Genomic DNA, 22,999 nt, shown 5'->3' with positions numbered 1-22,999 from the left:
AGTGCTCGTTTCTGCCGGTGGCCGAACGATTGGGGGTCCGGTCACCGGCGGGTGGAGAGTCAGCGGGAGATGCGCGTGGTGGGTGGGGCCGTGGTGCGTGGCGGGCTGGCCCGGGACGGCGCCGTGCCCCTGGCCTTGGCGGGGGCGGGTCTGGCCAGCGGGGTGGGGGAGGTGGCGTGGTGCCAGCGGGTGCGTACGGCGGACAGGTCGGCGAGCGCGCGGCGGCTGCCGGTGACGAGTTGGTGCGGGGTGGTCGCCGGGGCGTCGGTGTACGCCCGGATCCGGCAGGCGACGTGGTGTGCGGTGGAAAGGACGGAGCGCTGGAGGATCCGCTCGCCCCAGTACTGCGGGTCACCGACCGGCTCTGCGAGGAGGGCCAGCAGTTCGGTCGGGTCGGCCCCGGAGGAGAGGAGGCCGCGCTGCTGGGCCTCCCACAGGACCGTGACCGGGTCGACGGGGGCGCGGCGCCGGGTCAGGGTGGTCAGGCACTGCCACAACCCGGCGTGCAAGGGGCGGGCGAAGTCCTCAGCGGCCAGCCACCGCATCTGCTCGACATCGCCAGGGTGTGCCGTCGCGGTCGCGAGCAACAGCCGCTCCTCGTCGATCGCCTCCTTGGCATAGTCAGGAGCAGTGGTCGGCACGGTTGCGGGGGTGCGGGGCAGGAGGCTGGAGTGTGGTGGGAGCCGCGCGGCGATGTCGTCCACGAGGGAGGTGAGGGTGTCGGCCTCCGCCAGGGTGGTGTCGACGGGCTGGGGCAGGGTGCGGTCCGTCGCGGTGTGGGCGAGGCGCTGGGCGTGGGCGCGCAGCGCCCGGCGGGCATGGTCGGCCTCGACCATCCGCGCGTACGCGGGCGTGTGCCGGGGCCAGGGGCAGGCCTGAATCAGGCTGTGGAGGTAGGAGGCGGTCAGCCCGCGGGCATGCTCGCGGGCGGCGTCGAGCACGGCTTCGAGCCACTTCGCGTTCTTGGCGTGCTCGGCCGGGTCGGGGGCCGGCAGGGAGCGGATCGCGGCGAACAGGGCGGCGTGTGCGGCGGTGGAGAACGCCTCGGGGCCGATGCCCGCCACGTCGCGCAGGCGCTGCGGTTCGAGCAGGAGAGCGCCGAGGAGGGCCTGCTCGACATAGAGCACCACGTGCGGTGGCGGAATCGCGTCGAGGCCGTCCTCGTCGGGTTCGGGTATGTGCGGCATCAGGCGGCCAGGGCGAAGTCGTCGGGGTTGAGGGGCACGTTCAGGTGCGGGGCGAGGAGGTGGGCGGCGAGCAGTGGGGGGACGGCGTTGCCGATCTGCGAGAACTGCTGGCCCTTGGTGCCGGCCCAGGGGTAGTCGGCGGGGAAGGTCTGGAGGATGCCCGCTTCGCGGGCGGTGATCCGGATCGGTTCCGGGGTGGGTGCCGCCCCCGTGTCCTCCTCCTGGACGGCGGGAGGTTCGGCGACCCAGGTGCACTCATTCGCGCGGTGACCGAAGAACAGCGTTCCGGCCGGCTCGGATAGCGGCCGGATGGTGGCGTTGGCCTGGTTGTTGCTGCGCAGGGACCATGGCCAGCGGTGCGCCTCGGCGGTGAAGGTCGGCGCCGGAGCGGTCTTCGCGGGTTCCGTGCCGGGCTGCCCATCCCGCGCCTTCGCGGCGGGACTGCAGGACGAGCCCGTCCGGCCGCGGCATCCAGGTGCCGCGATCACGGGCGTCGGACAGCGTCCTGCGGGAGCCGGACGGGAACGGTTCGGGCCCGCCGCCGGGGCCACCGCCGGCGCACACGGTGGGGACGGGGCGGTCGGTGGCGCCCCAGCCGAGGGCCTGGGCCATGGACACCCAGCGGGCGCGGCCCGGCCCGAACAGTGATTCCGGCTCGGCGACCCAGGCGTGGGTCGGCGCGGGCGGCTGGGCGGTGCGGATGCGGGAGGCGAGCAGGATCGCCCGCCGTCTGGTCTGGGGTACGCCGTAGTCGGCGGCGTTGAGGATGCCGGTCCACACGGAGAATCCCCACCGCCGCAGGACGGCCGCGTACTGCTTCCACAGCGGCAGCACGTCCGGCACCTCCTCCAGCGCGGCCCACTCCGGCTCCCCAGCGCAGTTCAGGGCGTGCAGGTAGCGCATCGGCTCGGCGGCCAGCAGCGAGCGTTCGTCCCGGCAGGCGGCGAGCAGCTGGGCGCGGGTGTCGCGGCCGGCGGCGAGGTCGGCGACCGCCTGGTGGACCAGTGGCTGGTCCACCAGGCCGAGGCGCTTGCCGGCCGTCGACCATGCCTGGCACGGCGGGCTCGCGATCAGCCCCGTCGTGCGGCCGGTGAACGGCCATGTCGGGTACAGCGCGACGTCGGTGCGGATGGTGAGTTGTCCGGCGGCGGCGCGGGTCTTGCAGGCCCACGCATCCCACTCCAGGCCGATGTCGTGGGCGCCGAGCACGGTCAGGGCGTGGCTCCAGCCGCCGGGCCCTGCGAAGAGGTCGAGGATCAACAGGCCAGCCCGAAGCCGTCCCGCACCGGCGTGTCCGCCTCTGCGCGGCAGGCCCAGGGCGAGCACCCGTCGGCCACGCCGTGCTCCAGCTCGTCCGCGTCCGTCGGCCCGCCCGGGCCGGCGGCGCGTTCGGCGGCGGTGACATGGTCGATCGGTGCCTCCTCCAGCGGCATGCGGGAGCGGTGGAGGAACGCCTGACCGAGCAACTGGTTGCCGGTGGCGTTGGCGCGGGCGTTGCCCTTGCGGATCGCGGCGTCGAAGGCGACGACGTCCCGCCACTCCTCGGGGCTGGTGTCGCGGATGTGCCGCCACTGGGCGTTGCCGTGGAAGGGGCACCCCAGGCAGCTCGATTTCGGGGTGTCAGCCAGGCCGAGCGTGGCCAGGTAGCGGATGCAGTCGCCGCGGGACCAGCCCAGGTCCACGATGAGCGGGTGGCGGTTGCGCATATATTTGACGTCGGCGTCCTTGGCGCGGTGGAATTCGTCGGTGGAGATACCAATCCACTGCTCGACGAACACGTCCTTCGGGACGCGCGCCGGATACGGGTAGCCGAGGAGTTCCCGGATCTTCTTCTTTATCGGCTTTACTTTGTATTCCCCGGTGCATTGCCGCCGGGTCATGCCCGGCTTCCCGTCCTGGGTGAGGATGTGCAGCGGCATGGAGGCGAATCGGTGGTTCGGGTCGAGGGCGTCGTTGCGGATGTTGCCGGAGGAAACCCGCAGGATCGGTATTCCGGCGGGCTTCGCTACCTCTTGTTCGAGACGGTCGAGATGCCGGTAAACGGAGGCCGGTTCCCATCCGGTGTCGGCGAATATGGCGTAATCGACCTTGGGAAGGGTTCCTTCGGCTGACAGGGCGAGGAGCGTGCTGGACTGTATTCCGGCGCCAAGGGAGAGCGCTCGGAAACGCGGGGTCGTTGAAATGGCGAGTTCCTGGTGTTGCGGGGGTGGAAAGTTCAGGGCTGTGCTGGGCGGCTGGAGGACGCGGTCGGTGCTGCAGACGGCAATGAGGGGCTGCCGCGAGGAACAGGTTTTGGCTGGAAGAAGGCCCGGTGCGCCTGAGCGGGGATGGTGGTCAGCGGGTGCGCCGCTTGGCGGCCTGTGGGAGCTGCGGGGGTGCGGACGCATCGGTCCGGCCTGGGGCGGGAGGGATGGCGTCGGGGGTGGGGTAGCCGAGCGTGATCTCGGTGCTGAGGCCGAGGGCCCACAGGTGGGTCTCGGCGCGGGTGACGGCGCCGACGCTCTCCCGCTCGCCCAGACCGCTGGGCGGGGTGTAGCCGGCGGGAGTGCGGGCGAAGCCGTGCTGCTCCAGCACGCCGTGGGCGGCCGGGGTGTGGGCGGTTGCGGTGACGCGCCCGTTGGACAGGTCGAAGCGGGTAGCTGTTTGGGAGGGCGAGCCGTCGGAGGTCCAGCGGGTGGTCGAGCTGAGGTCGACGATGTCCATGGTGTGCGCGAGCAGGCCGCTCAGCGCGGTGCCGGTGCGGTCGTGCGCGTCTTCCGCCGGAGTGGCGGGCGGCAGTAGATACAGCGTGCGGCGCTGGTGGTGGCGGGTGGTGAAGCCGCTGTGGGTCAGGATGCGGTGGGCCGCACGCGGGGGGTAGTTGATGACGGCGAAGGTGTGCCCGTCGTCGGTCGAGCCGACGACCACGTCGTGATGGTCGATGAAGGCGATCGGTGATTCCTTCAGGGGAAGGCGGCAAGGTCAGCGGCTGTGGCACGGTGCCGGGCTGGGGCGCGGGCTCGGGCAAGTGGGGTGCCGTCGGCGGGGCGTGGTGTTGGTCTGGGAGCGGGCCTGAGGAGCGGTGCGGTGCGAAAACCGAATGCGGGCGGCAAAGCAGCGTGGGCAGGATGCCCGGCGTGACCGGACTGCCGAGCAACACCGTCCCGCCGCCTTCCGTGCTCGACGCCTTCGGAGTGGAGGGCACTCCTGTCCCGCTGGCCGGAGGGCGGGGACGCAGCGTCCGCGTCGGCGGTTTCGTGTTCAAGCCCGCTGACGGCACGGAGGAGGAGGTGGAGTGGGCTGCCTCCGTGTTCGAGCGGCTCGCGCCAGGCAGTGGCTTCCGCGTCCCTGCACCGCTGCGCGCCGCTGACGGGCAAAGCGTCGTGGAGGGCTGGACCGCTGGCGAGTTCCTGGACGGGGAGCCCGGGCCCCGGGGGCGGTGGTCCGATGTGATCAGCGCCGGCCGTGCCTTCCACGCCGCCCTGCGGGAGCTGCCCCGGCCTGGTTTCCTGGACCGGCGGACGCATCCCTGGGCGGTGGCCGACCGGGTGGCGTGGGGCGAGGAGGAGACCGAGGTGGCCGCGGGACTCGCCGGACCTCTGTCGGCTCTGCTGGAGTTGAGGCGTCCGGTGGAACAGGTGTCCCAGCTCGTCCACGGTGACCTGACCGGCAACGTCCTGTTCGCCGCCGGTGAGGAGCCCGCTGTGATCGACTTTTCGCCGTACTGGCGGCCTCCGCTCTTCGCGGAGGCGGTCGTGGTGGCGGACGGTCTGCTGTGGTTCGGCCCTCCACCCGGTCTGCTGGTCGTCGGAAGTGACCGTCCGGGCTGGTGGCAGATGCTGGTCCGTGCGCTGATCTTCCGGCTTGTCGCGTACAGCGAGCTCGTGGGGCCGTCCGGGCAGGCCTGGGCGGACGAGGTGGCGCGGTATGTCCGGGCCACCGGGGTCGTGCGGCACAGACTGGGTGATGCGTAGCGCTGGTCCTTCCTGGAGCAAGTCCGGGCCGACCGCGGACTCGTCGGGCTCACCGCTGGGTCCCCTCACGCCGCGGGCCCGTGGTCGTCCTGGCGTGGGGTGGTCTTGGCGACCGCGCGGGTGGTGATGGCCTGTGAGGCGCGGGCGGAGGCGGCGGACAGCTTGGCGGCGCCGGGTTCGGTGTACCAGGGGCGCAGGTCGAGCATGGCGGCGCGCAGGCCGGTGGCGAAGCACAGCGCGGTGCCCTTGGGCAGGGCGCGGATCGCGTCGGCGGGCAGGATCCGCTCCTGCCGCATCGAGACGGAGGTTGACTTGCCGGATTCGGAGCGGGAGGTGGAGGTGGTCGGGACGTCGTGGTCGCCGATGAGGCGGGAGAGCTTGTCGGCGAAGTCCGGGTCGTCGATGCCGGAGCCGATGACTTTGACCGTGCTGGCGGACCACAGTGCGTCCATCCCGGCGTCGCCCCAGACCTTCTGGCCCTGGCGGTAGGACTGCAGGATGGTGATCGGGATGATGCCGCGGCTGCCGAGGTGGGAGTACAGGTCCGGCAGGTCGCTGATCTTGCAGACGTTGGCGGCCTCGTCCAGGATCGCCAGCATCGGCGGGTCCAGGCGTCCGCCGGCGCGCTCGGCCTGGGCGGTCGCCGCCCGCATCACCGAGTCCGCGCACGCGGCGATCAGCGCGCTCGCTCCGCCGCCGCCGTCCTTGGACAGCAGGTAGAGGGTGTCGGTGGAGGTGACGAAGTCGGTCGGCCGGAACTCGGGGACATCCCGTTGCGGGGTGACCCAGGCGGCGATCTCGCTGTTGAGGAGGGCGGCGGCGTACTGGCGGGCGGTTTCGTAGATGCCGTCGCGGGTCTCGGGCGGTCCTTCGACGGTGCCCTTGAGCTGTGCGGCGACAGCCGCGAAGCCGTGGTCGCGCAGGATGTCCAGCGGGGTGCGGTCGGCGGGGAAGGCCAGCCACTGCATCACGTCCGTGATCGGCCGCTGGTCCAGCGCGGCGGCGAGGAAGAGCTGGGAGAGGATGTTGGATCCGGCCTTGGACCAGAAGTCGCCCTGCTGGCTCGCGTCCACGCTCGCGGCGAGGAAGTGCCCGGCCAGGCGTCCGGCGCCGTCCAGGGTCGTGGCGTCGGCGAGGGGGTTCCACCACATCCGGCGGGCGGCGTGCGCGATCTGCTGGGGGTCCATCGACCACACCCGGCCCGCCTCCGCCCGGGCCTCCAGGGTGGCGGTGTAGGCGTCGCCCGCGGCCTTGTTCGAGGTCAGCAGGACCGGGCCGGGGGCGTTGAGGATCGCGGGGACGGCCAGGCTGGTGGTCTTGCCGGAGCGCGGGGCCATGATCGCGACCGCGACGTCCTCGTATCCCATGCGGACCTCGTGCCGGCTCCGTTGCAGGTTGCCCAGCAGGATGCCGGTGTCCCTGGGGTCGACGCGTTTGGCGGTCTTCAGGCCCGGCCGCAGGGAGCGGGCCTTGGCGGTGAGCGCCTTGGCCATCAGGGGCTGGATGTCCCTCGGCGTGGCCATTCCGGGGATCTTCTTCGGCCGTCCACCGCCCCGGTCCTTGTGGCGCGACCACACGGCGGCGGCCACCGCGGCGAGGGCGAGCAGCACGGCGACGGGCACGATCCGGGCACCGATCAGCAGGGAGGTTTCCCCGGCCTGGGGCCAGAGGTGGTCGGGGTGGAGCAGGGCGGTGGTGGGCTCGTAGCCGGCCCAGGGGCGGCCGGTGGCCCAGGCGGTGACGTTGCCGGACAGCCAGGCCAGATGGGACAGGGGGACGACGACGGCGAGCACGCCGAGGAGGAGGCGCAGGGCGGTGTCGTAGCCGTCGCTGGATGAGCTGCTGGGAGAAGGCAAAAGGCGGTGCGCTTCCGGGCGAAGGAGCGAAGACGGAGCCGGTCAGCGGGTGTGGCTCGGACCGGCCGAGAGGGCTGTGGTCGCGGTCGGGGGTGAAGTCACGGGCGAAGGGGCGTACCGGGCGGCCGTATGGATGTCGCGGATGGCCTGGCCGTGGGTGGCCCAGTCGTCGAGGTAGCTCCAGCATTCGGCGTGGTGCTCGGCGAGCGCGTCGTCGAACACCGGGGTGCCGGGCCCTGCGTCGGCGGAGAGGCTGTCGCGGGTCCGCAGCCATTCGGTGTGCAGGGCGTCGAGCCGGTCGAGCGCACCGGACAGGACGCTCAGTTGGTATCCCCAGCGGTGTTGCACCGCGTCGGTGGGCAGTCGGCCGAGCTGTGTCTCGGCCGTGGCCAGCAGGTGGTGGGCGCCGGCGCGGACGGTTTCGAACGCGGCGGCGGTGTCGGCGTCGCGCCGGCTCGCGCGCAGCCCGTAGGCGTGGTCGTCGTGTGGCCATCCGTCGAGGTCGGTGTGTTCGTCGGAGTAGGCGTCCCAGGCGTCGAGGATCTTCTTGCTGTCGCGGAGGAAGCCGTCGAGGTGGTGCAGGAATGCGTGGTGAGCGGTGGGATCGAGGGAGATGGCGGAGGTCTCCTGTCGGGATCAGCGGCGCGCGGTCGGTCGGGCGGTGTCGGCCTTGGGCGGGGCGGCCGCCGCTCTCGGCCGCGGCCGACGGGTGGCACGGTTCTGTCGGCGGATGGTGTCGAGCCGGGCGGTGTGCGCTTCGACGACCTGCTGCGAGGTGAGCGGGCTCGGCCGCTGTACGGCGCTGTGGTGGGCGATGCGGTCGTACATGCCGCGCTGGAGCGGTGCGGTGTCGGCGAGCGCGGCGGTGAAGGCGGTCATCAGGTGGGAGGGGGTACGGCCGTCGAACCAGGCGTGCCAGATCCGGGGACCTGCGGGGGTGCCGTGGTCGTGCCGGCGGGTTTCGATGTGCCAGGACGGCGTGTCGTGGTGGTCGACGTGACGCAGCTCGATGTGGCACAGGGCGTCCGGTGAGTGGGCCGCGTCCGGCGCGTCGAGCAGCCAGCCCGCCGAGGACAGCACCCGCCAGGGGCCCGGCTGTTCGCGCGGCGGCGGGGCGACGAGGGCGTCGGTGAGACCGCTGAGAACTTCGGCGGGAACGAGCTCGCCGAACTCGGCGTACCAGCCCGGCTCGGTGTCGGTGGCCTCGGCCCGCAGCCGCCACCAGGCGGAGGTGGCGGAGTGCGGGTCGAACTGCAGGCTGTGCCGGTGGTCCGGGCTGGTGAGCACGATCTGCGGGCTCAGCGGGTCGGAGGTGGGGGTCCATCCGGCCGCGGCCAGGCCGTGGGTGACGTGGCGGGCGTCGCCGGGCCCGGCGAGGTGGCGGGGAGTGGTGTCGAAGGGGATCCGCCGGGCGTGGGTGTCGGCGAACGCGGCGAGCTGCCGCTCGCTCACCGGCACCGGCAGTGCTCCGAGGTGCTCGGGGAGTCGCTCGTGAGGAGGGCCCGCAGCTGGTCGAGGGTGTAGTGCAGGTCGTACTGGTTGGTCTGCTCCCACGCGGCGGTGCGCAGCTCTGCGACCAGGGTGTGCAGGTCGGGGGTGCGCGGGGTGTCGGGGTGGTCGAGCACGGTCCGGGCGAGGGCGCGCAAGGCGTCGCCGAGCTGGACGGGAATGCCGGTGTACTCGTCCAGCAGCGGTTCGGCCAGCGCGAGGGCCTCGTCACGGGCGGGGGCATCCCGCAGGTAGGCGGTGAGCTGGGACAGGGTGTCGGTGGCGCACTGGATGTCGTCCAGGGAGGGGGCAGGAGTGCGGTCGGGCACGGGGCTCCTTGTGGTGTACGGGGCGGGTCAGCGACGTGAGCGGGCCCTGCCGGCGGTGGCATGCGGGCGGGGTCGGCTGGAGGCCCAGGAGTTGCGGACCCAGGCGGCGGCACGGGCGGCGGTGATGCGGGCCTGCTGCCAGGCACCGAGCTGGGAGGGGAGGACGGACACCGACGTGGTGCGGATGCGGTCGCTGGGCGGGACGTGCCCGCGCGGACGCATCACCGGCCGCGGGTCGGCCAGCGCGGCGGAGAAACTCTGGAGCAGATGCATCGGTGTGCCGGACGTGAAGTGGGCGTCCCAGGCCCTGCCGTGCTCGGTGCGGGCACCGACCCACCAGAACGCCTCGCCGGCCCCGGCCTGGTGGAACTGCACGAAGGCGTTGCCGTCCGGACTCATGGCGGTGAAATGCCGGCCGCGTTCGGTCTTCCAGTCCCGCTCCTGCAGAGGCGCCCATACGTTGGGGGCGTGGGCGGAGCGGGGCCGGGTGAGGGCGTCGGTGAACCCGGCGACGATCTCCACCGGCGTCTGCCGGCCGAGCGTGGCATACCAGGCCTCCTGCTGCCGGGTGGCGGTGCCGCGGATCGTCCAGCCGCCCGGCTGGGTGAAGGGGTCGTATCCGACCCGGACCGCGCGATCGGGGCTGTCGAAGACCAGCAGGCCACCCTTCTTGGACCTGTCCGTCCAGCCGGAGGCGCGCAGGAACTCGCCGACGTGCCGCACGTCGCCACCGCCGGCGAGATGGCGCGGCTCGACCAGGTAGTACTGCTGGGCCTGCTCGACGAATCCCCGACCGGTCTGGTGCTTCTTCACCGGCGTCGCCTGACGACCATGTCGGAGGCCACCGGCTTCGCCGTCGTGGCACCCGCGGCGGCCGGAGGCGCGGCGAGGCGCTCGATGTCCGCGAGGTGCTCATCGAGGTCCAAGCCGATGTCGTGCAGCTCGTTCGAGGCGCGCCCCAGGGCGAGCCAGACCTCGGGTGGGAAGGTACCGGCCCGGGCGTGGTGTTTGGCGAAGTGCGAGCCGGTGGCCAGCAGTGCGGTCACCTGGCCGAGGACACCGTCGTCGCAGTCCAGGACCTTGCCCAGGATCTGGGCGGCCTGGCGCGGCGGGGCCTGGGCGAGGTACTCGGTCAGCTGACCGAGACGGCGGGTGATGTCCTCGGCGAGGGTGACGGCGTAGGGCGTGGAGTCGGTCATGGTCCTCCCGGACAAGAACGGGGTGCGGCCGGAGGGCGGAGGCGGTTAGTGGTGGGGGCTGCGGTGCCGGGCTTCGTGGAGGGCCTCGTACGGGCCAGTGGCGGGCGGGGTGATGCGCTCGCGGCTGCCGGCAGTGCAGGCGCGCAGGCAGCGGCGGAACAGGGCGAGTGCGAGCCGGGTCTTGCGGAGCAGGGAGAGGGGCGGGGATGTGCGGGGTGCTACGGGAACTCCAGGGCAGAAGGTGAGAACCCGGGGCGGCCCCGGCCGGTGTGGGCCGGGGCCGCCCTGTGAGGGTCAGGGGGTGTGGCGGGATGGCGCGGTGGGTGCGGGAGCCGGGGCGGGGTGCGAGGCTGCGGGCCGGGCTTGGGCGGTGCGCAGGTCGTGCACGGCCTGGTGGTAGGCGGCCTCGTCGAACAGCTCCGGGGTGATGTTGACCCGGTATCCGGCTGTGAGCAGGGCCGGGATCGCGCGGGTGGCGAGCCGTTTCTGCTCCGTCTCCGGCAGATGGGCGGGGACGGTGTGCCAGATGTAGACCGGACCGGCCGTGCGGACCTCCCGGCGCTCCAGGCCGAGGCGGTCGAGGAGGGCGAGGAGCTTCTCGGGGGCGCCGGCCGCGGTGTCCGCGTGGATGGTGTCGCTCAGGGCCTTGCGGTAGATCTCGACATCGGTGCCTTCGTCGTCGGCGCGATTGCCCATGGGCTCTCCAAGATGGTCGGGAGGTCAGCGCCGCCGGGAGCGCTCGGACGAAGGCGGCGGCGGGAGGGGCGGTATGGGTACCGGGGACGGCCTGCGGGCGGCCTGGTTGCGCACGTGCTCGATCTGCCGCGTGAGGGACGACAGCCGCTCGGTGATCTCCATGAGGTCGCCGGCCGGTTCCGTGCTGTGCCCGGTGGCGTCGAGCCGGTCCCACCACGGGCGCCAGGTGTGGGTCAGCACGTTGCGCACGAGCGGCAGGAGCCCCTCGCAGGGAGCGGCGATCTCGGTGAGGATCTCGGCGACCTGCCGGTCGTCGGTGGCCTGCCGCGCCCGCGCGGCCAGGCGGGCGAGGTAGCGCCGGGCCACCTGGCGGTCGCCGCCCGATGTGGGCAGGGTGTTGAGCGCCGGATCGAGGTGGACGCCGAATCCGGCGGAAAGAAGCGCGTGGGAGGCGGCCGTTGACCGGCTGAGCTGCTGCGCGATCGGCAGGCTGCAGGGCAGCCGGTGATAGTCCCCGCGCGGTCCGGGAGCAGGAATGAACCCCGCCATCTGCAGGATGCCGGCTGCCCGTTCGTCACCGCCGATGGCGACGACGAGACCGGTCCGGGTATCCCGCGTGATGGTGATGTAGTCCATCACCATGAACTCGGGCTCACCGTCGCGGTACGTCATCGGCCCCTGGTGGTCGAGGCCCGGGGGGCGGCCGGGGCCGGCATGGGCGTCGGCGGGGCGGCGGTGGGCGCGATCCGGCTCGAGGGGTGCTGGAGTGCGATGGTGATGCCACGTGCGTCAAGCTGCGGTCCGACTGCCCGCACGGCGCGGGCCTGCGCGGTGGTGTCGTCGCCGCTGAGGCGGTAGATGCCGCTCTCCTCGCGGACGAACCCGTTGGCGGTCAGGACGTCGGCGGCCTCCTCGCTGACCGGGGCGGCGGCGAGGCTGCCGTCCGGCTGCCAGGTCAGGACGATCCGGTCCGGCTGGGATGGCCGGATGCCTGCGGCGGTGCAGCGGACCTGGGCGAGGGCTGCGTCGAAGCGGGCCAGCAGGTCGCCGGCGACCAGCTCGGCGCTGTGGAACGGGTCGTCGCTCACCGCGATGCCGTCCGGTTCGCGGATGCCCCGGAACGCCTCGGCGGGGAGATCGCTGGGGGCGATGGCGGCGACGAGGAACCCATCGCGCCCGGGCCGGTCGAGGACGGCGAGCTGTGCACCGTCCTGGCGGGTGAGGACGGCCGCGTGCCGGAGCGGGTGCTCGGCGAGGGCTTCGGCGACGAGGTCCAGGTCCCAGATGCGGTCGGCCAGGTCGGCGAGGTTGTCCTTGTCCTCGGCCGGGTGGTGGACGCTGGTCCAGGTGTCGGGCAGTTCACCGGCGAGAAGGTCGGCGAACGAGGCGAGGTGTTCGGAGTCGTGGTCGTGCATGTCTTCCTTGATCTGGTGGGCGGTGTCAGCGGCGCGGCCCGGTGGCACCGGGAGGGGGCGGTGTCGGCACAGCGCGCGGCGGGGGCGGGCAGGCGCACACGGCGGAGCGTTCGCGTTCGGTGGCGGGGACCTCTTCGGTGCAGGCACTGCGGCCGGGGTGCGGGGCGTGCCGGTCGGCGAGGTCGTTCCGTGTGTGGAGAAGGTCGGTGCGGATGACGTGCAGGCGTTCGTCGGCGAGGTAGCGCAGGCGGCGGGCGATGTGCGGGTCGGCCGCACCGTCCATGCCGTCGTGGAAGTCCGCGGTGGCCTGGAGGATCTCGCCGACCGCGGCGAGGATCCCGTCCCGGGGAGCGGTCAGCTCGGTGAGGATCTCGGCCGCCTCGCCGGTGGTGGTGGCCTGACGGATGCGCTCGGCGAGCTGGGTGACCTGGGCGCCCAGCGGCAGATAGTGAGGCGGGCGCCGGTCGGTGGTGAAGTCCTCGTCGCAGTCGACGGGGTAGTCGACGGCCCGCAACCGGGCTACGGCTTCGGTGGCGAGGCGGGCTTCCTCCTCCGCCGTCAGGCCGGTGGGTGCGCGGTGGTAGGTCTCGTGGAGTCGGACGACGGGAACGAACCCCGTGCGTTGGAGGATGCTGTGGGCTTCGGAGTCCCCGCCTTGGGCGAGGACCTTGCCGGAGTGCGGGTCGCGGCGGACGGCCAGGAGCCGGTCGGCCAGGGGCAAAGAGACGTTTCTCCTACGGTGATCGTCGTGGGGTGTTCCGCCGTGAGAGTGGGCCGGTGGCAACGCCGGTCCGCAGCGGGGTGGTCGGGCGGGCGGCTGCCTGCCGCCCGGGAGGGCCGGTGACGGGGGTGATGAGGCGGAGGTCCTGCTCGATGCGGCGGGCCTCGTCCGAGAGCCGCCGCAGGAGGTCGGTCGGCTGCGCCTGCCAGGTGCCGTCGAGGCGGATCACGTTGGCGATCACATCGAGGCGCCCGGGTCGGCCTTGGACGGCGATCCAGCGGCAGCCGGCCTCGTCGCCGGGGATCTCGACGCCGGCGGTGCGGGCGAGGCGGTGGGCGGCCTCGGCCCACTCCGCGCCGGTCAGGTCACGGTCGCCGGGGTGGAGTCGGGCGTCGAGGTGGAGGATCGCACGCCGGTCGCCCTGGGGGCTGGTGGCGAACGGGTGCTCGATGAGCGGGTCTTCGAGGTGCTCCGCCCACTGGGCGGATGTCCACGTCGCCTGCTCGTCGTCCAGGGTGTAGAAGTCCAGGCCGGGCCAGTGGGCGACGACGGTGTGCTCGGTCAGCCCTTCCTACGGTGATACCGGGCGCCCCAGTGCCTGGCCGAGTGGGCCGTGCGGGGTGAGGGCGCGCTCATGGACGCGGGGGATCACCGGCCGCCCCGGCGGACGTCGGCGATGTGCACGAGCTGGTTGAGGGCGGTGGTGGCGTACCAGCCGCAGTCGATCAGCGCGTCCTGCCCGGCGTACTTCGGCAGGAGGTGGTCCTCCATGGCGCGCAGGTGGATCAGGCAGTCCGGGCAGCGGCGCGAGAGGTGCACCAGATAGCGCGGGTGGCCGGTGATGTAGGTCTGGGCTCCGCCCGTGGCATCCCGCAGCCGCCACCCGTCCTCGTCGGTCGGCGTGTGCCAGGACGGGGCGACGACACGCATGGCGTCTCCCCACAGCTCCCCGCCGGCGACTCCTTTGAGGACGACGACCCGGTCCCCGGCCTCGAAGTGGGCGTGGGTGATGTCCCGGACAGGGGTGAGCGGGTCGGGCGTCGGCGCGAAGGCCGGGGTGGTCGGGGGCAGGCAGGGATCGGTCATCGGGATTCCTTCCACGCGGATCGGGGTGGCGGTGGGAGGAACAATGGTCCGCAGGATCGCCGGTTTGGCTAACCGGCGATCTGCGGCTATGTTCCGGCCCGCTTCAGCGGAAAGGGTTCTCGGTTCTGCGCACCGATTCGGTTGCGGCGTCGAGGAGTTCGGGCAGGCCAGTGCCGTGTGCGTCGCGCTGGTCGATCCACCATCCGGTCCGGGTGATCGTGCGGGCCTTCTCTTCCAGCTCCGCCCAGTTGGCCTCGTCCCAAGTGCCTTCGACGACCAGCGCGGTGTGCGCGGCGATCATCAGCTGGTGTCGGGAACGCTCACCCCAGTCGAGAGCCTTCTCGGGGTCTTCCAGCGGCGGCATGTCGAAGCCTGCGGCCCACTCGGCGGCAGCCTGCTGCTCCTCGGCGCGCTTGGCGGTGAGCCACTGCTCCTTGGATGCGGTGTCGGCGTCGCGGGCGGCCTTCCAGCAGTCGGTGCAGTCCCGCCCACCGAGCCAGCGGGCGAACCCGGCCCGCTTGTCGGCGGGGCGGTTCGCGAGGTCATGATCCACACTGTGTCCACAGGTGTGGGCAACTTTCTAGGACGCGCTCGCCCTCGTTCATGTCGGCGACCGCCGTGGAACTGCCGCAGCTGAGCGACGCCGCGATGGCGCCGGCCGCAAGCTCGTCGGTCTCACCGCCGCTGTAGAGGGTGGAGCCGAAGTTTTCGTCGATCTCCACCGGCGCCGGTCCGCAGCAAGCAGTCCCGCCCTCGGTGACCTTCAGAGCGGAGGCCGCGTAACGGGCCCGGACTGTCTCGCGGAGGTCGGGGGACTGGTCGGTCATGTCGGACCTTCCAACTTGCCGTTGGTGCATGCGGTCAGCCCGTCAATGCCTTGACTTCCTTGTCCACGGAGTCGGCAGTAGGGGTCAGGTCCCCATCGAGCGAGTCCAGAATCAGTCCAAGGGCGGCCTGCGGGTAATACTCGCGCCCGTGCAGCGGCTTGTGGCCTGCACCTTTGAGGCGCGCCAGCATCCCGTTCTCCGCCTCCCGGGCAGCCCCCTCAGGAAGGCCGGTGAAGAGCCGGTGTCGGGTGTTGTAGCCGTCGCGGGCGTGCCGCGACAGCCGGACCTCTCCGTCCCCATTGCTGATGCCGAACTTGACCCCCGGCTTGCCGGTCACCCGGTCTGTGCCCGTCACGACGTAGAACACATCCTTCGGTTTGACGGCCCCGGCTTTGGCGGCTTGGCCGGTCCTAGCCTTCCGCTCGGCAGCAGCAGCGCGCGCTTCCTGCGCCCGGGCCCGTGCCTCCCGGTCGGCCTCCAGTTTCTGCATGGCAGCCTCGCGCTCAGCTCGCTCGGCAGCCTCGCGCTCAGTCCGGAGAGAGGGTTCACGCGCTTCCGCGTAGTTCCGCTCGGTCGCGTGCACACGCATCACGTGCATATAGGCGCGGAAACGGTCATAGTCGACGCCTGGCTCGAACCGCACGATCGCCTCTGCGATGTGCGCCTCGTCCAGCGTGTACTCGCCGTCCTGGTGGCGGTGATCCTCCCAGCTCGCCTCGACGACGCCCCAGAGTCGCGACGTCTCGATGCCTCGCAGGCCAGCCAGGTGGTAGCTGGCCTGGATGAGGTATCTGCCGACAGGGTCGTCCCAGAAAGGATCGTAGATATCGGGGCCGGGGATTCGACGGTCGGTATTCTGCGGAACAGCGGCACGGACGCCCCTCAGACGGTGCCGCGAAGCGGCGTACGTGTCGACCCCTACGTCACGCGCAGCAGCCCGCAGAGCCGTCACGGCCTGTGCCAGGGCGATTCCTGCAGAAGTGACCGTCTCCATACAGGCAATTACCTCAGCCGATTCGTATACCTCGCTCGCGCGCACCTCGATCGCAGCTGGGCCTGACTGCGGCTCTTCCGCCGAAACGATCGGCGCCACTCCCGCAAGGGCGGCTAACAGGTGATCGGCGTCCGCCCACGGGACCGTGATGTGCACGAACCCGGAGTCAGGGAGTGGGTGGACGCCACGCCCAGCGCCGTACTTACTGTGCTCCCCGTGACAGGTCAGGTCAACCCCGACCCGCTCGGCGAGGAGCCGGATCCCTCGGACTGCTTCCACGGCCCAGCCGTTTCGTACCTTGATGGGTGCGCGACCGTAGCGGTCGAGGTCTCCTTGGTATGGCGGGGCAGGAATCTCAATGAGTACGCCTTCATCGCCCCTGGCGAGAAACGCCTCCGCGTCCGGAGCACCCCCTTCCCTGAGAACCGTTTGGAGGCCCCGCCCAAGACGCTGCTTCTCGTCCTTCGTGTACCTGGACCACTTGCGCACACGCACGCTGACTCCCCCCTCGATGGCCGGGCCACCCGGCCGGAACGGCGACTCTATTCCGCTGCTCTGACATCTCCGCCGAGCGGGCGTACCAGGACTTCGTCGAGCGGGACTGGACCGCCCCCGCCGGGGTGCGCGCGCAGGCGAGCATGGACCCGACGATGTACAACAGGCCCTGCGTGCCGGTGTCCAGGGCGAGCGCGGCGTGCCGCAGCCGCTGGGTCGGGCAGCAGACTCGGCCACAGGGCTCGCATGCCGGCTTCGAGGGCCGGCGTGGACAGGCCGGCCGCGACGACGATCACCGTGGCGAGCGCTGGTCCGCCGTGCGGTCCGGCCACCGGGAGCTCAGCAGCAGGCTGGGGTTGAGCAGCGCGGTGGGGACGTGTACGGCGGTCTGGCCGTAGCGGTCCATGAGGCGCCCCTTGACCGGTTGCGCCAGCGCGGAGGCCAGCCCGTACAGGGCGCTGAGCAGGCCGCCGAAGACGATGCTGCCGCCGTTCGCGGTGATCCACAGCAGGATCGCGATGGGCGCCATGGCGTTGGGGAGGCGGCCGGTGAGGGTGCCGCCGAGGAGGCGGGCAACGTGCGGGCTGCCCAGCACCGCGCCATAGGTGATGCGCGGTGCCGGGGCAGTCGAGGGGGCGGTCAGGGACAACGGGAGCTTTCGGTCAGTGGCGGGGGCGGCGGGCCGCGGTGGACGGTGGTGGCTGGGCGGTCATCGCCGTCCTGGTGAGGCGGCTGGTCGTCGTCGGCGCTGCATCGGAGGGAGGCGTGCGCAGCGACGGGTCGAGGTCGACGCGGTAACGCGCGGCGGTCAGCATCTCGGCGGCCCAGGTTGCGTGCTCGTTCTCCCACTCCTCTCCCATGTCGAACGGCAGGCGGATCCAGTGCCCTCGCAGGGACGGCTCGAAGAGGAAGCCCGCACGTCGCAGGACGTCTGCGGCGAAGGAATCGAAGGCGCCGTCGAACTCGACCTCGACTTCACCGCCCCGGCCGCGGGTGATGCGGATGGACTCGCTGTCGGGTCTCACCGGCTCCGTCCTGTCCCCGACGCCGTCAGGTGGGCGGTGGGTGCGTAGGTGGGCCTCGGCGGGACCGGACGTGCCGTGGGCGGTGCGGCGGTGGGTGCCGGACCGCGCTGCGGTGAGCGGCCGGCGGCGGCCTGCGCGAGTCGGCTGCGGCGTTCCATCAGCCCGTTCGGGGACGGGCGCGGTGGGCTGGCGGAGGCCGCGGGGTCGAGGGCGTGGTCGGCGTGCACGGTGTAGCCGTGGTGGCGCAGATCGTGGACGGCTTGGCGGGTGCGGCGCGGACCGTCGCGCTCGGGCTCGGTGAGCCGGAACATCCCGGGCTTGCCGGGCACGGGCTCGAACTGTTCCCGTACGAGGAACCAGTGAGCCAGGTGGGCGGGCAGGGAGGAGGTGAAGGCGGCGACGAAGCCGTGCTGCTCGTGGGTGCCGAAGACGAAGTGCGTGCCAGGGTCCAAAGGGGCGAGGTCCTCCTTACGGTGGTGGTGCCGGTGGGGGTCAGCGGCGGACGGTCATGCGGGGATTGACCGCGGCTGTGACGGGAGCGGTCCGAGGCGACCGTGCTGCGGAAGCGGTGGTGGCGAACGGGGCCTTCGAGGGGGCGGGCCAGTGCGCCGGGTGGTTGCTGAATCCGGTGCGGGGGTCGGTGTCCCAGGCGACGACGGGACCGGCAGCTGCGTGGAGCAGGCTGATCACTTCGATCCCGTGGGGGCGCAGAACGTAGCCCCACTGCAGGTCCTGGTCGGCGGCGGTCTTCTCGGTGACGGTCATGCGGACGAGCGGGGAGCCGTCGGGGGTGATCAGGTGGTCCAGGGTGCTGCTGGGCCACCGCTCTCCGCCGATCAGGGCGGTGACGATCTCGGGCGGGGCACTGTCGAGGAGGTCGGTGCCCAGCTCCTCCCAGCCGACGGCGACGTCGTCCACGAGATGCCGCGCCATGGCCTCGACGTCCTGCCCGAACCGGTGCTGGTAGGCGGCCAGGAGCATGGGCAGCTTCTCGCTTGGATTGCCGTCGAGATGGACGTAGATGCCGGTGTAACCGGTCTCAGTTGGGCGGGCGATGAAGGAACGGGTCGACAGGAGGGGCCTCCAGAAGGGGGGAAGTTACCGACCGGGTGTCGGGCCGGCGGGCGGGGCGTGCGGCGGGGCCGGGGGAAGCCCCGTCGAGGCCCGTGCCTGGCTCGGCGGCGGGAGGTTCGGTGTCGGCGCCGGGTCGTACTCGGCGCGCAGGGTCGTCAGATCGGCTTCGTCCGCGATGGCTGCCACGGACAGGCTGCGGCTGGCTGCTTCCATCAGCAGCTTGGGCGGCGAGCCCTTCTCTGCTCCGCGGTGCTGGCCACGCCACTGGGCGGCGGCGAAGAGGTAGTCGCTCACCGCCCGCAGTGCGAGTTCGGCGGCATCCAGAAGATGCTGGGTGACGGCGCTGACCTCGGCAGGGGTCTCCGCTGCGGCGAGTGCGGCCAGGTAAGGGGCGAGGCCCGGGCTGGGCAGGGGCTTGTCCGGCAACGGATGCTCGGCCAGGAACGGCTTGGCGTCCCGCCTCGCCCACCGGAGTAGATCACGGCGGGTGGCGATGCCGTAGCGGGCGGCGGCGATCTGGTCGGCGTCGCGGCCGACGTTGTCGTACAGCTCGAAGTCGGGGTTCTGGGGCATGGGTCCTTCTAGACAGAGGTGCTGGGGCCGGCGGCCTTGGCGTCGGTGCGGCGGCAGCCGTAGCCGAGCAGTCTCGATGGACCCGGCGTGCTGGGGACGGCGGTGATGTCCGAGCAGGTAAACGTGTAGGTGAAGGCGGGGCTCGGGCTGGTGCCGAGCCAGGCGCGGTCGTGCTTCTCCGGCACGATCCCCAGGCCCGGGGCGGTCACGGCGTCGTGCTGGGTGTGCGAGAAGATCACGAGCGCACCCGTGATGGTCTTCAGCGCGGACGCGCCGGCGAACTGCGGGTCGGCGGTGGCAAAGCGGGTAGTGCCGCGCGGCCCGAACTTCCGGGCCGTTTCGTCGCGGATCTTGATCTGGCGCTGGGAGGCTTCCGACGGGTTGAAGACCTTCTTCCCGGCCGTTTCGCCTCCGGTGGCGAAGTTGTCGGTCACGGCGGAGCGGAGCACGCCGACCGGCGCGGCCAGGGACGGCGAGGTGGCGTCGACCGCGGTGGCGTACCCGTCCTTGTCGAGCGTGATCTGCGGAAGCTGCTTTGGACCGTCGATGTCGACGGTGGCGACCATCTCCCACTGCTTGGACTTCATGTTCTCGGCCAGGACCAGGACGCGGGCGTACTGCTGCTGGCTGCCGGCCCGGGTGACGGCGGCGAACCACCGCTGCTGTCCGTCCTTCAGGCGGGGGATGAAGAGGTCGGTGGCAGAGAGGCCGTACGACCAGGGGCGGTATGGCTCTCAGTCGGCATTGGGCAGGGCCTCGTCCTGCTTGATGCTGGCCAGCGACATCGCGTACCGAGGGCCACCCTCGATGGTGCCGAGGAGGGCGCGGTCCTGGTTCAGGTGTGCGAGGTTGTTGGTCTTCGAGTAGTGGGTGATGGCGTCTCGTGCCTGCGCCGGGGCGGCGGTGGCGCTGGGCGCCGTCTTGTTGGCGGAGGTGTTGGTGTCGTCGTTGGCGCAGGCGGTCGCGGACAGGGCGACGGTGAGAACCGCGGCGATCAGGGGCAGGGTGCGGCGGGCAGGGCGGATGGGCGCTCCTCGTGCTGGGAGGGGGAAGGGCAGCGGTGGGCGGTGTCAGGACGGTCGGCCCGGCGATCGACCAATGGCTGAAGGGTCTTGGGTTTGTCGCATGGTGGGCGGGGTGCCGGGGTCCGCGTCCCGTGCTGGTCACGAGCTGGGGGTGTCAACGTGATCGGCGTGGTTTTCGGCCCAGCCGAAGACCACGCGCTCCAGGTCGCCGAGGTAGATGACGTCGGTATGGGCACGGAAGGCGTCGATACGCTGGTCTACGTAGTCCTGGACTTCGGAGTCCGCCAGATCGACGCGCGCCCGGTTCCGTCTCGACAGCCGGCTCCACTCCAGCAGGTCGGAGTCGGTGGCGCGGTCCATCCATACCCAGATGCCGGTGCCCAGCTTCACGATGTCCTGGGGGTCAAAGAGGGTGCCGGTCCGTCTGCGGCGGGGGTTGCGGTGTTCACCGAATCCTGTGACGAGGCTCTGGGCGAGTTTGTCCAGGGCGGCGTCCTTGATGTGCGGGTCGAGGTCCTCGCGTGCGAGCTGTTCGCGTACCGCATCGGTGAGGTGGCGTTTGTGGAAACGGCCGTCTGCGTCGGTGAGAGCAACGGCGCTCTGCTCGACGATGTAGCGCAGACGGGCGTCGGCGGTGGTCGTCACGACAGGTCACGCTCCTGCCAGACCTGGTCCATCTCGGCCAGCGCCGTCATGGCGTGCGCGATGGTCTCGCGGGTGATAGGCGTGCCGCTGGCGTGCGCGGGGTCGTACCGGCTGAACGTGCGGGTACCGCGGGCCTGGGCGAGCGGCGGGACTACCTCGTCCAGCAGGCGCGTGGCTACCCGGCGCTGCCGCTTGTCCTCCTCGACGCGCTCGGTGCGCTCTGCCCACGCGCCGGCCAGCGTCAGGTCGCCCTGGACGACCCGTTCGGCCAGTTCGGGGTCCTCCTCCCGCAGGCGGGCGAGCTGGACCTCAGCGGAGTTGGCCTTGGCCTTGTTCTCCTGGGCGACTGCGTACGCTTCCTTGAGTCCCATGGCCCCGGTGATGACCGGGTCCACGAGGTCGGGTGCGTGCTGCAGGACGATGCTCGCCCGCCCCATGACGGCCAGGGCGACTCCGAGCTGTTCCCCGAGGGAACGCGCGGTCTGTTCCCTCGGGGAACAGCCTCCTTGTTCCCCGAGGGAACGGGCCTTGACGGTGATCATCGCGGCCTGTCCCTTGGTCAGGCTGCGGCGCCGGAGATTGACGGACAGGATGTAGACGTCCGGGGCGTCGCCCTCGTAGGTGATGAAAGCGGGTTCAACGCCGACGCGTTCGCACGCGACGAGTCGGCCGCGTCCGTCGAGGATGCGTCCTTGACGGTCGAGGACGATGGGCTGCAGAAGCCCGTTCTCCTGGATGTCGTGGGCGAGGGCGGTCAGGTCGTCCTCGTCGAGCAGAGGGAGGAGCGAGGCGGTCGGATGGGATTCGATGGGGCGTCTCCTGGGGGCGATGGAGGAGGTGAAGTGGCTGGTGTGCCCGGCGGGTTGGGTGGGGGAGGGTGTCAGTGCATGCGGGCATCGGTATCGAACAGCGCCAGCTCGTGCGCATGCAAAAGATGTTGAACGATGAATGATCGCCCGGCGACCTTCCACAGGCCGCGCCCGCGGTTGAGGTGGGCGATGGCATCGGTTTCGACGGAGGTCAGGCCGAGCAGGGAGGCTGCGGCGTGGAGCTGGTCGGTCTCCTGCCGGTAGATGATGCGGGTGGAGCAGTCGGCCAGGAGACCTTCGGCGAGGGCTCGGCCTTGTGATCCGGCGTCGCCGGCGGTGAGCAGGTCGGACAGCCGGTGGATGACCATGAGGTTGGCGATGCCGAGGCCGCGGGAGAGTTTCCACTGGGCCTGCATGCGCTGGAGGAGTCCGGGGTGGCGCATCAGGCGCCATGCCTCGTCGTAGACGATCCACCGTCGGCCGCCGCGCGGGTCAGTGAGCGCGGACTCCATCCACGCCGACGCGCAGGTCATGGCGAGGACGAGGGCGGCGTCGTCGCCGGACCCGCCGAGCCGGGACAAGTCGATGGTGAGCATGGGGGCGTTGGGGTCGAACGCCACGGTGGAGGGGGCGTCGAACATGCCAGCCAGGTCGCCGTGGACCAGCCGGCGCATGGCGTGGGCGAGGTCGCGGGCCGCTTCGCCGAGCCGTCCGGACATCATCCCGGCGGCCTCATCGAGCGCGGCGGGGTTGTTGAGGGCGGCGGCGATGTCGCCGAGCAGCGGGGTGCGGCCTGAGTCGGCGGCGCGGGTGACGACGGCGTCGAGGGCAATGTCGAGGGCGGTGTGCTCCATCGGCAGCAGGTCCCGGCCGAGGACGGTGCGGGCCAGGGAGCCGAGCAGCAGCAGGCGCCGCTTGCGGACCTCCCCGGCCCAGTCGGTCTCCGAGACGGAGGCGGGGCGCGGCGCGGCGTCCAATGGGTTGAGCTTGCCGGGCAGTCCGGGGCCGAGGGCGACGGACGTGCCGCCCAATGCGGAGGCGACGGGTGTCCATTCGCCCTTGGGGTCACACGGGACGTAGATGCGGTAGCCGAACGCCACACTGCGCAGGGCGAAGGACTTGGCCAGAGCGCTCTTGCCCTGCCCGATCACCCCGGCCAGCAGCACGTTGGGGTTGGTGAAGCCCTCGACACGGCCGTACAGGGCGAACGGGTCGAAGCAGAAGCCGGCCTCGGCGTGGACGTCGCGGCCGATGTAGATGCCTTCGGCGCCGAGGCCGCCTTCGGCGAGGAACGGGTACGCACCGGCCGCGACGGCGGTGGTCATCCGGTGGGCGGGCAGCTTCAACCGGTTTCCGCGGGCGGAGGCAGGGCCGGGGCGCCCGCTCAGCGGATAGAGAGGAGGGGGCATCTCGTGCTCGGCGGGCGTGGTACCGGCCGGGTGGGAGTTGGCTTCGGCGCGGGCCTTGGCGGCGGCTTCGGCGAGCTGGCGGCGGGCCGCTTTTCTGCTGGCCCGGTCGGTGCCGTGCGGGGTGAACAGCGGGGAGGCCGAGGCGCGGCGGGCTCGGCGGGCGGACCGGTGGTTCATGGCAGGCGGGCCTTCA

Annotated in this window: 28 protein-coding genes and 2 pseudogenes; 2 read left to right on the top strand and 28 right to left on the bottom strand. The window is 71.8% G+C overall.

The window, feature by feature from the left end; all coding sequences use genetic code 11:
* Positions 1 to 59 precede the first annotated feature (59 nt).
* The 4 genes and pseudogenes from ACLIYP_RS01460 to ACLIYP_RS01445 all read right to left on the bottom strand — a co-directional run bounded on the left by ACLIYP_RS01460 (position 60) and on the right by ACLIYP_RS01445 (position 4,094).
* Entirely contained in the window at positions 60 to 1,187 is a 1,128-nt protein-coding gene (locus ACLIYP_RS01460) for a DnaB-like helicase N-terminal domain-containing protein (protein ID WP_412711296.1), read from the bottom strand.
* Positions 1,187 to 2,450, bottom strand: a pseudogene (locus ACLIYP_RS01455) (DNA cytosine methyltransferase). The gene ACLIYP_RS01460 and the pseudogene ACLIYP_RS01455 overlap by 1 nt, the downstream one beginning before the upstream one ends.
* Positions 2,444 to 3,325 (bottom strand): adenine nucleotide alpha hydrolase family protein, encoded by an 882-nt coding sequence (locus tag ACLIYP_RS01450; protein ID WP_412711321.1) that lies wholly within the window; start codon positions 3,323 to 3,325, stop codon positions 2,444 to 2,446. Before ACLIYP_RS01450 ends, ACLIYP_RS01455 begins: the two are co-directional and overlap by 7 nt.
* Before the next feature lie 196 nt (positions 3,326 to 3,521).
* Positions 3,522 to 4,094 (bottom strand): hypothetical protein, encoded by a 573-nt coding sequence (locus ACLIYP_RS01445; RefSeq protein ID WP_412711295.1) that lies wholly within the window; start codon positions 4,092 to 4,094, stop codon positions 3,522 to 3,524.
* 209 nt (positions 4,095 to 4,303) lie between these two features.
* Here ACLIYP_RS01445 and ACLIYP_RS01440 point away from each other — a divergent pair, with 209 nt between their 5' ends.
* Positions 4,304 to 5,140, top strand: coding sequence for a phosphotransferase (locus ACLIYP_RS01440; protein WP_412711294.1), 837 nt, complete (start codon positions 4,304 to 4,306; stop codon positions 5,138 to 5,140).
* A gap of 65 nt (positions 5,141 to 5,205) precedes the next feature.
* Here ACLIYP_RS01440 and ACLIYP_RS01435 read toward each other — a convergent pair whose 3' ends face one another.
* The 11 genes from ACLIYP_RS01435 to ACLIYP_RS01385 all read right to left on the bottom strand — a co-directional run bounded on the left by ACLIYP_RS01435 (position 5,206) and on the right by ACLIYP_RS01385 (position 13,073).
* On the bottom strand, positions 5,206 to 6,996 hold the full coding sequence (locus ACLIYP_RS01435) for a type IV secretory system conjugative DNA transfer family protein (protein WP_412711293.1): 1,791 nt from the start codon (positions 6,994 to 6,996) through the stop codon (positions 5,206 to 5,208).
* 42 nt (positions 6,997 to 7,038) lie between these two features.
* Complete coding sequence (locus tag ACLIYP_RS01430) at positions 7,039 to 7,344, bottom strand: hypothetical protein (RefSeq protein ID WP_412711292.1); 306 nt, start codon at positions 7,342 to 7,344, stop codon at positions 7,039 to 7,041.
* 288 nt (positions 7,345 to 7,632) lie between these two features.
* Positions 7,633 to 8,454 (bottom strand): SPDY domain-containing protein, encoded by an 822-nt coding sequence (locus tag ACLIYP_RS01425; RefSeq protein ID WP_412711291.1) that lies wholly within the window; start codon positions 8,452 to 8,454, stop codon positions 7,633 to 7,635.
* Positions 8,445 to 8,813 (bottom strand): hypothetical protein, encoded by a 369-nt coding sequence (locus ACLIYP_RS01420; RefSeq protein ID WP_412711290.1) that lies wholly within the window; start codon positions 8,811 to 8,813, stop codon positions 8,445 to 8,447. The genes ACLIYP_RS01425 and ACLIYP_RS01420 overlap by 10 nt, the downstream gene beginning before the upstream one ends.
* Positions 8,814 to 8,840: 27 nt before the next feature.
* Entirely contained in the window at positions 8,841 to 9,626 is a 786-nt protein-coding gene (locus ACLIYP_RS01415; RefSeq protein ID WP_412711289.1) for an SPDY domain-containing protein, read from the bottom strand.
* Positions 9,623 to 10,012, bottom strand: a complete 390-nt coding sequence (locus tag ACLIYP_RS01410) for a hypothetical protein (RefSeq protein WP_412711288.1) — start codon at positions 10,010 to 10,012, stop codon at positions 9,623 to 9,625. Before ACLIYP_RS01410 ends, ACLIYP_RS01415 begins: the two co-directional genes overlap by 4 nt.
* Positions 10,013 to 10,306: 294 nt before the next feature.
* Positions 10,307 to 10,708, bottom strand: coding sequence for a hypothetical protein (locus ACLIYP_RS01405; RefSeq protein ID WP_412711287.1), 402 nt, complete (start codon positions 10,706 to 10,708; stop codon positions 10,307 to 10,309).
* Positions 10,709 to 10,732: 24 nt separating this feature from the next.
* Positions 10,733 to 11,380, bottom strand: coding sequence for a hypothetical protein (locus ACLIYP_RS01400; protein WP_412711286.1), 648 nt, complete (start codon positions 11,378 to 11,380; stop codon positions 10,733 to 10,735).
* Positions 11,377 to 12,123 (bottom strand): hypothetical protein, encoded by a 747-nt coding sequence (locus tag ACLIYP_RS01395; protein WP_412711285.1) that lies wholly within the window; start codon positions 12,121 to 12,123, stop codon positions 11,377 to 11,379. The genes ACLIYP_RS01400 and ACLIYP_RS01395 overlap by 4 nt, the downstream gene beginning before the upstream one ends.
* Before the next feature lie 25 nt (positions 12,124 to 12,148).
* Entirely contained in the window at positions 12,149 to 12,844 is a 696-nt protein-coding gene (locus ACLIYP_RS01390) for a hypothetical protein (RefSeq protein WP_412711284.1), read from the bottom strand.
* A 13-nt stretch (positions 12,845 to 12,857) separates the two neighbouring features.
* Positions 12,858 to 13,073, bottom strand: a complete 216-nt coding sequence (locus ACLIYP_RS01385; protein WP_412711283.1) for a hypothetical protein — start codon at positions 13,071 to 13,073, stop codon at positions 12,858 to 12,860.
* A 33-nt stretch (positions 13,074 to 13,106) separates the two neighbouring features.
* Between ACLIYP_RS01385 and ACLIYP_RS01380 the strand changes: the two genes are divergently transcribed.
* The gene (locus tag ACLIYP_RS01380) at positions 13,107 to 13,424 is read left to right on the top strand and encodes a hypothetical protein (RefSeq protein WP_412711282.1); all 318 of its coding nucleotides are present in this window, start codon (positions 13,107 to 13,109) and stop codon (positions 13,422 to 13,424) included.
* 68 nt (positions 13,425 to 13,492) lie between these two features.
* Here the strand turns inward: ACLIYP_RS01380 and ACLIYP_RS01375 are convergent, their stop codons facing one another.
* From ACLIYP_RS01375 to ACLIYP_RS01315, 13 genes and pseudogenes are all read right to left on the bottom strand, one after another.
* Positions 13,493 to 13,930, bottom strand: a complete 438-nt coding sequence (locus ACLIYP_RS01375; RefSeq protein WP_412711281.1) for a hypothetical protein — start codon at positions 13,928 to 13,930, stop codon at positions 13,493 to 13,495.
* 103 nt (positions 13,931 to 14,033) lie between these two features.
* Positions 14,034 to 14,483 (bottom strand): hypothetical protein, encoded by a 450-nt coding sequence (locus ACLIYP_RS01370; protein WP_412711280.1) that lies wholly within the window; start codon positions 14,481 to 14,483, stop codon positions 14,034 to 14,036.
* A 25-nt stretch (positions 14,484 to 14,508) separates the two neighbouring features.
* A pseudogene (locus ACLIYP_RS01365) lies at positions 14,509 to 14,757 on the bottom strand (arsenite S-adenosylmethyltransferase); the annotation flags it as partial.
* 34 nt (positions 14,758 to 14,791) lie between these two features.
* A complete protein-coding gene (locus tag ACLIYP_RS01360; protein ID WP_412711279.1) occupies positions 14,792 to 16,246 on the bottom strand; it encodes a hypothetical protein in 1,455 nt (484 codons plus the stop codon).
* A 292-nt stretch (positions 16,247 to 16,538) separates the two neighbouring features.
* Positions 16,539 to 16,895: a hypothetical protein gene (locus tag ACLIYP_RS01355; protein ID WP_412711278.1), complete on the bottom strand. Its 357-nt coding sequence runs from the start codon at positions 16,893 to 16,895 to the stop codon at positions 16,539 to 16,541.
* 13 nt (positions 16,896 to 16,908) lie between these two features.
* Positions 16,909 to 17,271: a hypothetical protein gene (locus tag ACLIYP_RS01350; RefSeq protein WP_412711277.1), complete on the bottom strand. Its 363-nt coding sequence runs from the start codon at positions 17,269 to 17,271 to the stop codon at positions 16,909 to 16,911.
* Positions 17,268 to 17,723: a hypothetical protein gene (locus tag ACLIYP_RS01345; RefSeq protein WP_412711276.1), complete on the bottom strand. Its 456-nt coding sequence runs from the start codon at positions 17,721 to 17,723 to the stop codon at positions 17,268 to 17,270. Before ACLIYP_RS01345 ends, ACLIYP_RS01350 begins: the two co-directional genes overlap by 4 nt.
* A 40-nt stretch (positions 17,724 to 17,763) precedes the next feature.
* Positions 17,764 to 18,252 carry a hypothetical protein gene (locus tag ACLIYP_RS01340; protein WP_412711275.1) on the bottom strand — a complete coding sequence of 163 codons (489 nt, stop codon included), beginning with the start codon at positions 18,250 to 18,252 and terminating at the stop codon, positions 17,764 to 17,766.
* 117 nt (positions 18,253 to 18,369) lie between these two features.
* Complete coding sequence (locus tag ACLIYP_RS01335) at positions 18,370 to 18,918, bottom strand: hypothetical protein (protein ID WP_412711274.1); 549 nt, start codon at positions 18,916 to 18,918, stop codon at positions 18,370 to 18,372.
* 8 nt (positions 18,919 to 18,926) lie between these two features.
* Complete coding sequence (locus ACLIYP_RS01330; protein ID WP_412711273.1) at positions 18,927 to 19,505, bottom strand: hypothetical protein; 579 nt, start codon at positions 19,503 to 19,505, stop codon at positions 18,927 to 18,929.
* A gap of 576 nt (positions 19,506 to 20,081) precedes the next feature.
* Positions 20,082 to 20,588 carry a hypothetical protein gene (locus ACLIYP_RS01325; protein WP_412711272.1) on the bottom strand — a complete coding sequence of 169 codons (507 nt, stop codon included), beginning with the start codon at positions 20,586 to 20,588 and terminating at the stop codon, positions 20,082 to 20,084.
* On the bottom strand, positions 20,585 to 21,559 hold the full coding sequence (locus tag ACLIYP_RS01320; protein WP_412711271.1) for a ParB N-terminal domain-containing protein: 975 nt from the start codon (positions 21,557 to 21,559) through the stop codon (positions 20,585 to 20,587). Before ACLIYP_RS01320 ends, ACLIYP_RS01325 begins: the two co-directional genes overlap by 4 nt.
* Positions 21,469 to 22,983: a VirB4 family type IV secretion system protein gene (locus ACLIYP_RS01315; RefSeq protein WP_412711270.1), complete on the bottom strand. Its 1,515-nt coding sequence runs from the start codon at positions 22,981 to 22,983 to the stop codon at positions 21,469 to 21,471. Before ACLIYP_RS01315 ends, ACLIYP_RS01320 begins: the two co-directional genes overlap by 91 nt.
* Positions 22,984 to 22,999 lie beyond the last annotated feature (16 nt).

Origin of the sequence: Streptomyces nanhaiensis, assembly GCF_046614825.1 — a bacterium.
Lineage (GTDB): Bacteria > Actinomycetota > Actinomycetes > Streptomycetales > Streptomycetaceae > Streptomyces > Streptomyces radiopugnans.
This window is presented reverse-complemented; position numbering and strand designations above follow the sequence as displayed.

What these genes read in the sequence shown, in the direction of transcription:
- ACLIYP_RS01460 (WP_412711296.1), bottom strand. Translation starts at nt 1,187, where the DNA reads ATGCCGCACATACCCGAACCCGACGAGGACGGCCTCGACGCGATTCCG.
- ACLIYP_RS01410 (WP_412711288.1), bottom strand. Translation starts at nt 10,012, where the DNA reads ATGACCGACTCCACGCCCTACGCCGTCACCCTCGCCGAGGACATCACC.
- ACLIYP_RS01405 (WP_412711287.1), bottom strand. Translation starts at nt 10,708, where the DNA reads ATGGGCAATCGCGCCGACGACGAAGGCACCGATGTCGAGATCTACCGC.
- ACLIYP_RS01400 (WP_412711286.1), bottom strand. Translation starts at nt 11,380, where the DNA reads ATGACGTACCGCGACGGTGAGCCCGAGTTCATGGTGATGGACTACATC.
- ACLIYP_RS01395 (WP_412711285.1), bottom strand. Translation starts at nt 12,123, where the DNA reads ATGCACGACCACGACTCCGAACACCTCGCCTCGTTCGCCGACCTTCTC.
- ACLIYP_RS01375 (WP_412711281.1), bottom strand. Translation starts at nt 13,930, where the DNA reads ATGACCGATCCCTGCCTGCCCCCGACCACCCCGGCCTTCGCGCCGACG.
- ACLIYP_RS01340 (WP_412711275.1), bottom strand. Translation starts at nt 18,252, where the DNA reads ATGCTCCTGGCCGCCTACCAGCACCGGTTCGGGCAGGACGTCGAGGCC.
- ACLIYP_RS01335 (WP_412711274.1), bottom strand. Translation starts at nt 18,918, where the DNA reads ATGCCCCAGAACCCCGACTTCGAGCTGTACGACAACGTCGGCCGCGAC.
- ACLIYP_RS01330 (WP_412711273.1), bottom strand. Translation starts at nt 19,505, where the DNA reads ATGAAGTCCAAGCAGTGGGAGATGGTCGCCACCGTCGACATCGACGGT.
- ACLIYP_RS01315 (WP_412711270.1), bottom strand. Translation starts at nt 22,983, where the DNA reads ATGAACCACCGGTCCGCCCGCCGAGCCCGCCGCGCCTCGGCCTCCCCG.